The organism is Arthrobacter sp. Edens01 (assembly GCF_001307035.1).
GTDB lineage: Bacteria > Actinomycetota > Actinomycetes > Actinomycetales > Micrococcaceae > Arthrobacter_B.
Genome location: NZ_LKIU01000002.1, coordinates 218,266 through 230,930, shown reverse-complemented (window position 1 = coordinate 230,930; position 12,665 = coordinate 218,266). Strand labels below are relative to the sequence as shown.

12 protein-coding genes are annotated in these 12,665 nt (G+C 66.5%); 4 read left to right on the top strand and 8 right to left on the bottom strand.

Annotation, left to right across the window (positions count from 1 at the left end; all coding sequences use genetic code 11):
* Positions 1-9 precede the first annotated feature (9 nt).
* The 3 genes from AO716_RS01455 (at position 10) to AO716_RS01445 (ending at position 3,091) form a co-directional block, all read left to right on the top strand.
* A complete protein-coding gene (locus tag AO716_RS01455; protein WP_055239182.1) occupies positions 10-963 on the top strand; it encodes a 1,4-dihydroxy-2-naphthoyl-CoA synthase in 954 nt (317 codons plus the stop codon).
* Between the two features lie 6 nt (positions 964-969).
* Positions 970-2,106: an AMP-binding protein gene (locus AO716_RS01450; RefSeq protein WP_055239181.1), complete on the top strand. Its 1,137-nt coding sequence runs from the start codon at positions 970-972 to the stop codon at positions 2,104-2,106.
* Between the two features lie 100 nt (positions 2,107-2,206).
* Complete coding sequence (locus AO716_RS01445; protein WP_055239180.1) at positions 2,207-3,091, top strand: 1,4-dihydroxy-2-naphthoate polyprenyltransferase; 885 nt, start codon at positions 2,207-2,209, stop codon at positions 3,089-3,091.
* 300 nt (positions 3,092-3,391) lie between these two features.
* Here AO716_RS01445 and AO716_RS01440 read toward each other — a convergent pair whose 3' ends face one another.
* From AO716_RS01440 to AO716_RS01425, 4 genes are all read right to left on the bottom strand, one after another.
* The gene (locus AO716_RS01440) at positions 3,392-4,075 is read right to left on the bottom strand and encodes a response regulator (RefSeq protein ID WP_055239179.1); all 684 of its coding nucleotides are present in this window, start codon (positions 4,073-4,075) and stop codon (positions 3,392-3,394) included.
* Positions 4,068-5,399, bottom strand: a complete 1,332-nt coding sequence (locus AO716_RS01435; protein WP_055239178.1) for a sensor histidine kinase — start codon at positions 5,397-5,399, stop codon at positions 4,068-4,070. The genes AO716_RS01440 and AO716_RS01435 overlap by 8 nt, the downstream gene beginning before the upstream one ends.
* Before the next feature lie 63 nt (positions 5,400-5,462).
* Positions 5,463-6,521, bottom strand: a complete 1,059-nt coding sequence (locus tag AO716_RS01430; RefSeq protein ID WP_152969823.1) for a hypothetical protein — start codon at positions 6,519-6,521, stop codon at positions 5,463-5,465.
* Positions 6,522-6,610: 89 nt separating this feature from the next.
* Positions 6,611-6,895 (bottom strand): DUF4229 domain-containing protein, encoded by a 285-nt coding sequence (locus tag AO716_RS01425; RefSeq protein WP_414826571.1) that lies wholly within the window; start codon positions 6,893-6,895, stop codon positions 6,611-6,613.
* 163 nt (positions 6,896-7,058) lie between these two features.
* Here AO716_RS01425 and AO716_RS01420 point away from each other — a divergent pair, with 163 nt between their 5' ends.
* The gene (locus AO716_RS01420) at positions 7,059-7,436 is read left to right on the top strand and encodes a PLD nuclease N-terminal domain-containing protein (protein ID WP_055239175.1); all 378 of its coding nucleotides are present in this window, start codon (positions 7,059-7,061) and stop codon (positions 7,434-7,436) included.
* A 6-nt stretch (positions 7,437-7,442) separates the two neighbouring features.
* Here the strand turns inward: AO716_RS01420 and AO716_RS01415 are convergent, their stop codons facing one another.
* The 4 genes from AO716_RS01415 to AO716_RS01400 form a co-directional block, all read right to left on the bottom strand.
* Positions 7,443-8,855, bottom strand: coding sequence for an MFS transporter (locus AO716_RS01415; protein ID WP_055239174.1), 1,413 nt, complete (start codon positions 8,853-8,855; stop codon positions 7,443-7,445).
* A gap of 250 nt (positions 8,856-9,105) precedes the next feature.
* Positions 9,106-10,140: a c-type cytochrome biogenesis protein CcsB gene (ccsB, locus tag AO716_RS01410; RefSeq protein ID WP_055239173.1), complete on the bottom strand. Its 1,035-nt coding sequence runs from the start codon at positions 10,138-10,140 to the stop codon at positions 9,106-9,108.
* Positions 10,140-11,945: a cytochrome c biogenesis protein ResB gene (locus tag AO716_RS01405; RefSeq protein ID WP_082413237.1), complete on the bottom strand. Its 1,806-nt coding sequence runs from the start codon at positions 11,943-11,945 to the stop codon at positions 10,140-10,142. Before AO716_RS01405 ends, ccsB begins: the two co-directional genes overlap by 1 nt.
* Entirely contained in the window at positions 11,945-12,661 is a 717-nt protein-coding gene (locus AO716_RS01400) for a cytochrome c biogenesis CcdA family protein (RefSeq protein ID WP_055239717.1), read from the bottom strand. Before AO716_RS01400 ends, AO716_RS01405 begins: the two co-directional genes overlap by 1 nt.
* Positions 12,662-12,665: the final 4 nt, after the last annotated feature.

The following is a 12,665-nucleotide window of genomic DNA, read 5'->3' as shown; positions in this document are numbered from 1 at the left end:
CTCGAGACCGTGACTACACAACTTCCCGCGCAGGTCTCTGACATCTTCGATCCCCGGCAGTGGAGGGTGGTTGGCGGTTTTGAAGATTTCCAGGACATGACTTACCACCGCCAGGTGGAGCGCGACGCCGACGGCGCCGTCGTGCGCGACCTGCCCACGGTGCGGATCGCCTTCAACCGGCCGGAGGTCCGCAACGCGTTTCGTCCCGGTACCGTTGACGAGCTCTACCGCGCCATGGACCATGCACGGATGACTCCCGATGTTGCCACCGTGCTCCTCACCGGCAACGGCCCCTCTCCCAAGGACGGCGGCCATTCCTTCTGTTCCGGCGGTGACCAGCGCATCCGCGGGCGTGACGGGTACCGGTATGCAGAGGGCGAGACCCAGGAAACGATTGATCCGGCCCGCGCTGGCCGGCTGCACATCCTGGAAGTCCAGCGCCTGATGCGGACCATGCCCAAGGTGGTCATCGCCGTCGTCAACGGCTGGGCCGCCGGCGGCGGACACAGCCTGCACGTAGTTGCCGACCTGACCATCGCTTCCCGCCAGCACGGCAAGTTCAAGCAGACCGACGCGACGGTGGGAAGCTTCGACGCCGGTTACGGCTCAGCGCTGCTGGCACGCCAGATCGGCCAGAAGCGTGCCCGGGAAATTTTCTTCCTGGCCCGTGAGTATTCGGCTGAGGACATGGTTGCCATGGGAGCCGTCAACGAAGCGGTGGACCACGAGAACCTGGAGAAGGTTGCCCTCGAATACGCCGCGGACATTGCCCGGCAGTCCCCGCAGGCGATCCGCATGCTGAAGTTCGCCTTCAACCTGGCCGATGATGGCCTGGCCGGCCAGCAGGTCTTCGCCGGCGAGGCAACCCGCCTGGCCTACATGACCGACGAAGCAGTGGAGGGCAAGGAAGCGTTCCTGTCCAAACGGGACCCGGACTGGTCCAACTTCCCCTACTACTTCTAGGACGTCATGGAACTGCTTCCCGTCCACACACCTGCCGGATACAACGCCGGGGACCTGCTGCCGCCCCTGGCCGCCGCGCTGGCCGGTGAAGGTCCTGCCGTCGCCCCGCACTCCGACCCGGCGCAGACGTTCACCGGGGAACTGCCCAACGACGACGTCGCCCTGGTCATCAGCACTTCCGGCTCCACCGGAGTGCCGAAGCAGACCATGCTCAGCACGGATGCGCTGGCGGCCTCCTCAATGGCGACGGCGATGCACCTGGGCAGGGACGGCCAGTGGCTGCTGGCCCTGCCGGTGCATTACATTGCCGGCGTGCAGGTGCTGGTGCGTTCCCTGTATGCGGGAACCGAACCTGTGCTCATGGACACCGGAGCACCGTTCAGCCCGGAAGCTTTCACCACCGCGGCTCAGGCGATGACGGACCGCACCCGGCTGACGTCCCTGGTCCCCACCCAGCTGCACCGGCTGCTCACCGATCCGGCACCGGACACGCTGGCCGTGCTGAAGCGCTTCGACGGGATCCTCCTGGGCGGGGCAGCCGCCAGCCCGGCCCTCCTGGCACAGGCCCAGGCCCAGGGCCTGAACGTGGTCCGCACCTACGGCATGAGCGAGACGGCGGGCGGCTGCGTGTACGACGGCGTGCCTCTGCCCGGCGTCGAGGTCCAGGAGTCCGAGGGCCGGCTCTGGATTGCCGGAGACATGCTGGCTGAGGGTTACCTCGGCGCGCCGGAGCTCACCGCTGAACGGTTCGCCTTCCATTCGGGCAAGCGCTGGTTCCGCACCGATGACACGGGCTCGGTGACAGCGGACGGACTGGTTTCCGTGTCCGGACGGCTCGACGACGTGATCGTCACCGGCGGCGTGAAGGTCTCCGGCGCTGCTGTGGCAGCCGCGGCCGAACAGCTTCCCGAAGTGCACCAGGCGGTGGCCATGGGACTTGAGGACCCGGAGTGGGGCGCCGTGGTGGGACTCGTCGTCGTCGGCTCGGTGGACACCGACCTGCTGCGGGGCGCGGTCCGCTCCGCGCTGGGCGCACCGGCAGTACCCAAGATTGTGGTGGAGCTGGAACGGCTTCCCCTGCTCCCCGGCGGCAAGACTGACAGGCTGGCCGTCCGCCAGCTGCTCGCCGCCGCCCGCGGCTAGGACCCGTTTCGCCCTCCCGCCGGTGGTGCGGGAGAATGAAGCTGCCCGGCAGCCTTTTCCTGCCGGAGCACACCAGCACGAGCTAACGAAGGAATTGACTGTGGCCACAGCGGCGCAATGGTTCGAGGGGGCACGCCCCAGGACACTTCCCATGGCAGTTGCTCCGGTGATTATCGGTTCCGCGGCTGCGTTCGATCTGGGCTCCTTCCGCTGGTTCAACGCGCTGCTGGCCGCACTGGTGGCAATCCTGCTCCAGGTGGGCGTGAACTACGCGAACGACTATTCCGACGGCGTGCGCGGCACCGATGACAACCGGGTGGGTCCCCTGCGGCTCACGGGCTCCGGTGCCGCTGCCGCCAAACACGTGAAGTACGCGGCATTCCTGTGCTTCGGCCTGGCCATGGCGGCCGGCCTTGCGCTTGTAATCCTTTCCCAGGCCTGGTTCCTCCTGCTGGTGGGCGTGGGCTGCATCGCTGCCGCCTGGGGCTACACCGGAGGCCGGAACCCGTACGGGTACCTTGGCCTGGGCGATGTGTTCGTTTTCGTCTTCTTCGGCCTGGTTGCCACGCTGGGCACCACCTACACGCAGGCCGGGCAGGTCAACGCTGCGGCCTGGATCGGTGCCATCTCCACCGGGCTGATTGCCACGGCCCTGCTGATGGCCAATAACGTGCGGGACATCCCCACGGACCGGGAATCCGGGAAGCGGACCCTTGCGGTTCGCCTGGGTGACGACGCCGCCCGCATCAGTTACGTGATGATGCTCGCGCTGGCGCTTCTCCTGCCGCTGCTGCTGGTGGGCGACTATCCGTGGGTGCTGCTGGTCCTGCTGCTGCTGCCGGCCTGCCTGATGCCCAGCTGGCTCATGCTCAAGGGCAAGAAGCGCCGCAGCCTGATCCCGGTGCTGAAGCAGACGGGCCTGATCAACCTGGGCTTCAGCGTCGTCTACGGGCTGGCGCTGGTGCTGACGCGGGTGCTGGCCTAGCGCGAAGCCGCTCTGCGGCTGACTCACCGCCTTTGCCGGTCCCGAGGACACCGAGCACTGTCCCAAGGATCAGCACCGCTGAAGCCAGGAGTGCCAGAAGCGTAACCAGCCATGCGGCGTCCCCGCCTGCGGACCCTGCATTGGGTCCGGAAATCCCGGGAGCTGCCAGGATGCCGACCATGCACCAGGACAAGGCGTGGACCGCGGCGGCCACTATCCCCAGGTGACCGGCAGCGTGCAGCCCTCTGGGTTTCCCGCGCCCGGTCCTTGTCACGGGTTGTCTGCGTACCGGCATCCCGGTCAGCTGCCCAGCAGCCGGCGCTCGTGGGCGAAGGACACCAGCTGGATCCGGGTGCGCAGCTGCAGCTTGTCCAGGACGCTGCGCAGATGGGTCTTCACCGTGGCTTCCGAGACGAAGAGGCTTTGTGCCATTTCACCGTTGCTCAGGCCCTTTGCCGCCAGCAGGAACACGTCGCGTTCCCGTGCGGAGAGGACTTCTAGGACGGCAAGATCCGGTTCCCGTGCCGGTGCGTTGCGGGCCGCGTGGTCGAAGAGGGAATGGATTGACCCCGGAGCAATCACTGAATAGCCCGAGTGGACGGTCCGGATGGCGGCCAGGAGGAACTCCGGCTCAGCACTCTTGAGCAGGTATCCGCTGGCCCCGGCCTGAACAGCCTGAACCACCGCCTGGTCGCGGTTGAACGTGGTGAGCGCGATGATCCGGGGCGGTTCTTCCCCGGTGCCCTCCGCCTCGGCAACAATGCGCCGGGTAGCTTCCACACCGTCCAGGACAGGCATCCGAAGGTCCATCAGGATCACGTCAGGGCGCTTTTCGGCCGCCAGCCGGGCCGCCTGCAGCCCTTCCCCGGCGTCCCAGGCGAAGACCATGTCCTCTTGGCTCTCGACCAGCATGCGGATTCCGGCCAGGAACAGCGGCTGGTCGTCCACCAGCGCAACTGAGATCCGTGTATCTGTTTCAGACATCGCCGGGAACCTTCCCTCCGCTGCTCAGTGCGAGCTGTGGGGTCTCCCCCGGTTCCTGGCCGGCTGCAGGATCAGCTGCAGCAGGACGGCCCTCGGCTGGGCCGTAAGGCAGGAACAGCGTCACCCGGAACTGATCGCCGTCCGGACCCGCCGTAAGCCAGCCGCCGGCCAGGCTGGCCCGCTCCCGCATTCCGGGAATCCCCCGGCCCGTCCGCTGCCCGGCCGTGCCTTCCGTCGCATTCGGATGCCGCGCACTGGATGCGTGCAGGGTCAGTCCCGGGCCGCTCCAGTCGAAGTTGAGCCGAACGGTTGTGCGGCGCCCTCCGTGCTTCAGGGCGTTGGTCAGGCATTCCTGCACAATCCGGAACACCGCCAGCTGCTGGCCGCTGGAGAGTTTGACCGGCTCTCCGGAAATCCCCTCCTGGATGTCCAGGCTGCTCCTCATGCCCTCGATCAGCCCGGCAATATCGTCCATCTGCGGCTGCGGAGCGCTCATCCCGTCATCCTGCACTCCCTCGATGACCCGCTGTGCGTCAACCAGCGCACTCCGTGCCGAACCGGCAATGGTCTCCAGCGCCCTCAGCACAGGTTCGGGCTGGTTCTTCACCGAGTACCGGGCGCCGTCGGCCTGAGCCGCGATGACCGCCAGGGAGTGGGCCAGGACATCATGCAGGTCCCGCGAAATGCGTGTCCGTTCCCGTTCAACAATCAGGTCGACTTCCCTGTCCTTGAGCGTCGACTGCGCGAGTTCCCGGGCCCGGAACAGGCTTCCCCGCTCTTCGGCCAGGGCCAGGAGGAGTCCGACGGTGAAACAACCTGCGGCAATGAGCAGCAGAAGGGCGAACAGCTGGAGGCCAAAAGCCTGCAGGGTTGCCGAATCCCCGCCGTAGAGCGGCGGGAACCATCCCACGCCCTCCCCATAACGCCAGGAGAGCATCATGAACGCCATGAGGGCCGCAAAAACGGTGTTGACGACGACGGCGATAATCCGCAGCTGCCGGGTACCGGTCCAGGCGATCAGCCCGAGGCAGATGAACGACCCGAGATAGATGGGCCACTGGGTCGAATAAAGCGGCGGAACCGCCTTCACAAGCTGGCCGGCCAGCAGCAGTCCTGTCAGGGCCAGGGACAAGACGGGCCACCGGACCGCCACGCCGATTGCCGTCGTGATCATCAGCAGGGGAACGGCAGCGGTCCAGAAGATGGGGAGAACACCGACAACCGGCCCCATGCGGCCCGCCTCCGCAACGCACCAGAGCACGAAGAAAGTAGCGGCCGCCACCGGAGCGGCCCAGCGCCGTGCGCTGGTAAGGAGGGACTTCATTCCAGCCACACTAGCCACGGTCCGTGCCCTGGGTCTCCGGGAACCGCGGTGCCCGGGCGAATCTCAGACTGCAGGTGGGTGGAAATCATCCCCGGAGCCAGTCCGGTAGGCGCTCACCAGTGCGCAGGCGCGGGCGGCGGTCTCGGCGTCGGGCATCGAAAATACAAAGCGCTGCTTGAATCCGGCAGTCAGGACCAGGGCAGGGCCGCTGCGCATAATGAAGCCAACGCTTCCTCCGGTCAGCCGGTAACCCCAGCCGCCAAAGTCCATGGCAATGATGTCCTCAACCGATTCCCCCCGAATCTCTTCGTAGGACAGCGGCATGAGTTTCCAGAACCCGCCGGCCAGGACACGCACGCCGTCAGGGTCAATGACGATCTTTCCCTGGCAAAAGGCCAGCATCAGGGCCGCGGCCGGAATGCCGAGCAAACCAAGCGGCGGAAGAATGAAGACCAGGCTTAGGGTAACCACCGCACCGATGCCCATGCTGAGCAGCCACTTGACCGGACCCATGGAAACGTTGACGGCAAGACTCTGCTGTGCGGCAGCGGCAGCGCGGGCTGTGGCAGAGAGCAGCGGGCCGGAAGCAGCGTTCGACTGTTCCCGGGTCTCGGGACTTTGCAGCCGCTCAACCTCTCCTGGACGGTAAAGCCAGCCCAGAACTGCTCCTGTCAGGGCCGCAACCAGTACCGATGTCCAGATGACCGGTGCAGAGGCTGAAGCCTGTGATGCGTCGTCCAGCCCTATCTGGCCGGCAACAACGGCTACAGCCAGCCCTGTCATGGCAATGCCCATGGCCAGCCCGAAGCCCACGCCGATCCGGGCAACGGCCCGTGAGGTGGCACGCGCCGCGATGGCGAGCCCTGCCACAAGGGCTCCGCTCCCGCCGCAAACAAAGACAGCGATTGCCGCGTTGCCCGGGAGGGACATGTAGCCGTCGACGCCGTCCGGACCCCAGTGGCTGGCCAGCGGGTCAGGCAGGTTCCCGGCGACTGAGAACATCCATGCCCCGGCGAGCAGGCCCGCAGCAAGCGGACCGGCAGTGACACCGATGAGCCAGCGCTTGTTGTATTCCTGTTCCGCCCGGGAGCTGCGCACTGCAGCGTCCGTTCCTGTCTCCATGCCTATCCCCCGTTTGCCGTGCGCCGGAAAGATTCCCCGGGCAAAAACCCGACCCTAGCAGAATCCGCCGGGCCGGCAGGGGCAGCGGTCTAGGAGTCGCGGGGCTTGGGTTCCCGGGGCTTGCGGTCGGAATCGATCGTCACATCCGGGTTGGCGTCAAGCATGGAATCCTCTGCCGCGGAATCGTCCAGTTCAGCGCGGTTGCGTGAGGGAGGCGTCCTTTCACTGAACCGGCTCTGCAGGCCCTTGGCAGCGGCGTCGCGCATGTCGCGGAAGAACAGGTACGTCACGCACCAGGCCAGCACTGCGGCCACGATCGCGGACAGCACCAGGCCCAGCTGCAGGTACAGGCCTGCAACAAAGAAGACGGCCACCAGAGCAAGGCGGAGAGCGGTAAATTTCCAGAAAGCCACGTGCCCATTCTACGGGCTGCCCCTGAACCAGTCTCCCAGCCTGCCGAACGGGCTGAAACTGCCTGATTGAGTGCCTTTGGAAACTATTCAGGCCGCCTCCAGCTGCCTCCACTACACTGGGGGCATGCCCCGCTTCGTACTCCTCGGCGTCATCGTCGTCGCAGCCGTAATCATCTACGCAGTCATCGACTGCCTTATGTCCCGTGCACACGAAGTCCGGAGCATTTCCAAACCCGCCTGGATCGCTGTGATTGTTCTGCTGCCGGTTCTGGGTGCCATTCTGTGGTTCCTTTTTGGCCGTCCGGCCAGCGGTCCCGAGCCCAAGCCCCGCGCACCGCGCCACCCCACTGCTCCGGACGATGACCCCGAGTTCCTCCGCAACCTGGAGATCCGCCGCCGTCAGAAGCAGAAGGAAGAAGAGCTCAAGCGCCGGGAGCAGGAAATCGCCGACCGCGAGAAGCGTTCAAAGCAGAACGACGACGAGAAGCCCAGCAGCAACTAGCCACCTTTAACGGGAAGGCCCGTCCGGGGTCGTGATGGTGGGGGTGCGGATCGGCTTGGCGCGGCTTCCCAGGGAGGGGACGTTGAGGGCGGAGACCGCGACGCCGCAGACTACCAGCGCCGCCCAGCCCCACCCGCCTACATCGCGGTAGGCGGGCGCGAAGTCCGGCGAGGCCGCGGACAGGATTGTGCCCACCGCCGCGATGCCGAAGAGCTGACCGGTCTGCTTCGACGTCGAGAACAGCGACGAAGCCAGGCCCGCCTCCGAGCCGGGAAGCGATGCGAGCTCCTCCACGCTGAGCGGATCGTTGAGCAGTCCGTAGCCGAATCCGAAGACGATGAACGCCGCCGCGACCACCCACAGCGAGCCGTCCGACCACAGCAGCAGCATCACCGAACCGACTGCCATGACCACTCCGCCCGCCACCAGGTCCTGGCCCGCCCGCCCGGCCGCGACGATCCGCCCGGACAGCTGGGCGGAAGCCAGAGCGGCGAGCGCGAGCGGCAGGAGGAAGATGCCCGCCTCCAGCGCGCTCTCCCCGCGGATCGAGCGCAGATACTGCGGGGCGATATAGAAGAAGCCTGCGGCGGCGGCGAAGCCGATGATCGAGGTGAGCGAGGCCCGGACGAAGGGGCGGTCGGCGAAGAGCCGGAGCGGGATCAGGGGATCCGGCCGGCGCCGGGCACGCAGCAGCCCGACGGTGAGGAGCACAGCCGCGGCCCCGAGCGCGATCAGGATCGGCGCGGAAGTCCAGCCAAGCTGCGTGCCCTCGATCATCGCGAAGGCCAGCGCAGCGAGGAACCCCGACAGCAGGATCTGCCCGACGGCATCGAACGGCAACGGCGAGGGGTTGCGTGACTCCTTGACTGAGATCGGCACCAGGATCAGGCCGATGAGGGCGACCGGGACGCTCATCCAGAACACGCCGCGCCATCCGAAGTACTCGCTGAGGACGCCACCGATGAAGGGTCCGGCGGCCAGGGCGACACCGCCAATCGCGGCCCACCACGCGATCGCGCGGACCCGCACCGCGGTGACGGTTGACTCGGCCGAGACAGCGGCGAGCCCCGACGAAGCGAGCATGGCTGCGCCGACGGCCTGCACGACGCGCCCGGCGATTAGCACGGCAACATCGGGACTCAGCGCGCAGACCAGGGAGCCGATCAGGATTACGGCGAGTCCGGCGATCAGGATGCGACGGCGGCCGAGGCGGTCGGCCGTGTTGCCCGCCGCTGTCAGGAGGCACGCGAAAGCGAGGACGTAGACTCCTACCGTCCACTGCAGCAACGTCATCGAGGAGCCGAACTCCCTCGCAATGTCGGGAAGGACGATGCTCACGATCGAGCCGTTGACCGTCAGGACGAACTGCGCGATGCAGCACGCGAGCAGCGCGACGACGGCTTTGCCCCCCGGCTTCATGAACGACCAGACGTGTCGACCCGGACGAGTGCTGCGCGCCGGCTGTACCCTGCGCGGTGACTCATTGGCCCAGTCTGGCACCGTTCAGAGCGCTTGCGGAATGGGTCCGGCGCAAAAGCCCGCGTGCCTCAACCACGTGCCGCAGCCTCACGACACCGGCCGCGAGATCCGCCCCAAGCCGCACCCCACCCGAAACAGCAAATGGCCCCGCCCCGGCAGAAGCCGGAGCGGGGCCTTGAAACGGCAGGGACTAGACCCCGGAGTAGCTGTGCAGGCCGGCGAAGTAGACGTTGACGATGGTGAAGTTGAAGACCACGCAGAGGTAGCCGACGATCGAGAGCCAGGCGGCGCGGGTGCCGGTCCAGCCGCGGGTTGCGCGGGCGTGCAGGTAGCCGGCGTAGACAACCCAGATCACGAAGGTCCAGACTTCCTTGGTGTCCCAGCCCCAGTAACGGCCCCAGGCCTGCTCGGCCCAGACTGCGCCGGCCATCAGGGTGAAGGTCCAGAGCACAAAGGCAACGGCGTTGATGCGGTAGGAGAAGTTCTCCAGGGACTGTGCCGAGGGAACGATCTTCAGGAACCCGAAGCGTTCCTTCGCGCCGGCACGGGCCTTGGCCTCGCGGTCAGCCTGCAGCAGCTGCAGCACCGACATGGCAAAGGTCAGGGTGAACAGGGCCGAGGCAATAACCGCAACGGAAACGTGGATGATCAGCCAGTAGCTCTGCAGCGCGGGGATCAGGTGGCCTACCGGGGTGGGGAAGCCGATGGTCGCAGCCATCATCATGATCAGCACCAGGCCCACCACGAAGGTGCCCAGGAACCGCAGGTCGCGGCGCAGCAGCACCAGCAGGAAGATCACGGACACCACGAGGGCGCCGGTGGTGCAGAATTCGTACATGTTGCCCCACGGCACACGGTGGGCAGCCAGGCCCCGGGCCACGACGGCAGCGGCATGGATCAGCGTAGCCAGCGCGGTGAGCGCAACCGCGACCCGGGCCGCATTGCGGCGTGGTCCGGTGTAGCCCATGGCGTCGTCAGCGGTGACTGCTTCGCTGCTGTCCCACTGGCGGTTGGAGTCTGCCGGTCCCGTGGGAGCGCCCGCGGTGGCCATGACCTTCTTCGCCGGGGCCGCCTGGGCTGCGGCCTTACGGTCAACGGCCTGCAGCGTCTTGCTGCTCTTGGCCAGGTCCCAGGCGAAGGCGAGCAGCGCGACCGTGTAGGTGAACGCCGCCAGCAGCATAAATAGGTCGCTGTATTCCGCGAGCTGGTAGTCGATGGAGGGCATTAGGAGTCCTTACCTGTTTCTTCCGTGCGTCCGGTGCTGCCGGCCACTGATGCGTCGGCCAGGGTATCCGGGCCTTCCGCAGGGTTTGCGGCGGGAGCTCCCGCCAGCCACTTCTTTTCGAGCAGGTTCCGCAGGGCTTCAGCCTCGGTTTCCAGCCGCGCGTCTTCACCGCGGGCCAGCAGACCGTACTCGACCATTATGCGTCCATCTTCGGCCGTTCCGGTACGGACCCAGACCCGGCGGCGGGCCAGGAACAGGGAGGCGGACAGCCCCGCAAGGCTGAGTACGGAGAATATGAGCACCCCGGTCTTGGCCGGATCGTAGTGGACGTCCAGTGCTGCATAGCGCAGCAGGCCGTCGAAGCTGATCGAGCCCTTGCCCTCGGGCAGGTCGTACGTCTGGTTCATGCCCAGCACAATGCCGCCCGAGTCCAGGTCCCGGTTATTCAGGGGCGTGAGGTCCTCGGTATCAAGGACGAACACGTTGGTGGGAACACCGTCGTCGAGCCCCAGGTCCCCGTAGTAGGAGTTCAGGTTGAGCTGCGGGTTCACCGGATCGGGGTCACCGGAGAAGGAAACCCCCTGCGAATCCAGCATGGCGGTGGGAAGGAAGAATCCTACGAAACCGAGCTGGTCCGGCTTGGCATCCGGAGCCTTGATCACCATGAGGGACGTGTACACACCGTCAGTGGGTACACCGACCACCGGGCCCTGGTACGCAATCTCGCCTTCGCCGTCGCGCACTGTCACCACGGGTGCGTATCCGTTGCCGACCAGGTAAACCTTGGTTCCGCCGATGTTCAGCGGTTCATTGACCTTCAGCGTTTCCTTGCGCGGTTCCTCGTCCGGGTCCTCCTGCACCGTAACGTCCGCGTGGAAGTCCAGCGGCTGGACGTTGCCGTTTGGCTGGCGGTCGAAAGTGACTTCGAATTCATCCAGGGTCAGCGAATACGGAGAAAGCTGGGACTCGGTGAAGTTGGTGCCGGGAGTGAAGGTGTCGTAACCCACCAGGGTGTTCACGAAGGTATCGCCTTCCACCACAACCCGCTGGCCGTTGTAGCCCAGCAGTCCGCCCACGGCCACGGAGGCCAGGACGCCGATCAGGGACACGTGGAAAACCAGGTTTCCGGTTTCCTTCAGGAAGCCGCGCTCGGCGCCCACGGACGGGCGGTCCCCGTCCAGGTCCCGGGCCTCGACCCGGTAGCCGCGCTTGCGAAGAATTGCCTCAGCGTCGCGGGCGGCCTGTGAAGCAGTGAGTCCGGTGCCGGCCGGCACCGCAAGGGTGCCGTACTCCGGCAGGCGGGAGAGCTTGGTGGGAGTCCGCGGCGGCTTGGAGCGCAGCGCCCTCCAGTGCACCTTGGCGCGCGGAATCACGCACCCGATCAGGGAGATGAACAGCAGCAGGTAGATCGCGGAGAACCAGACGGAGGAGTACACGTCGAAAAGCTGGAAACGGTCCAGCCAAGGTCCTGAACCCGGGTTGTCCTGAATGTACTGCGTGACCGCGGCGGGGTTCGCGGGCCGCTGGGGGAAGAGCGACCCCGGAACGGCAGCCACGGCCAGCAGGAGCAGCAGGAACAGTGCAGTGCGCATGCTGGTGAGCTGCGTCCAGGCCCAGCGGAGGGTGCCAAGCAGCCCAAGGCTGGGAAGCGCGACGTCGCTGGCCGCCTTTTTGCCCTTGCCTCCCGCCGCAGCGGTCTTGGTTCCCGCATCAGGTGCCGGCGGAGTGGGCGTCTTTTCGCTGTCCGGTTCAGGTTTCAACTGGTTCTCATTGTTCTCTGGGGACGGGTTCGAAGGAGTGTTCATCAGATTGGAAGCGTCACACTATCCAACCAGCCCTGGAGCTGGTTGATCCAAATGTTCCAGACACCGGTGACCATCAGGAGGCCAAGGGCGATCAGCATGCCGCCGCCGAAGCGCTGCATGGCGACGCGGTGCCGGCGGAAGAAACCGAGTGCTCCCATTCCGCGCCGGAAGCCCAGGGCAATCAGCAGGAACGGCAGCCCCAGGCCCAGGCAGTACACGAAGGTGAGCAGCGCACCCTTCGCCGCGGACGCGTCGTCGCCGGAGAAGGAGAGCAGCTGCACGGCCGAGAGGGTGGGGCCCAGGCACGGTGCCCAGCCCAGCCCGAAGGTCACGCCGAGCAGTGGGGCGCCCCAGAGTCCGGCCGGGGGGCGCGCCTCGATCTTGCGGTCGCGCTGGAACCAGGACAGGCCACCCATGAAGATGATGCCCAGAAGGATGATCAGTGCGCCCAGGACCTGCTGGATCCAAGCCTGTTCGGCGCCGCGCAGCCAGGAGCCGAGCTGCCCGATTCCCGCGCCGATGGCCACAAAAACCACGGAGAACCCGAGCACGAACAGCGCGATTCCGGTGAACATCCGTCCGCGCCGCTGTTTCTGCAGGTCAATGCCCGTCAGGCCGGTGACATAGCCGAGGTAGCCGGGCACGAGCGGCAGCACGCAGGGGGACAGGAATGAAACCAGCCCGGCAAGGACGGCAACCGGGATCGCCAGCAGCATCGAT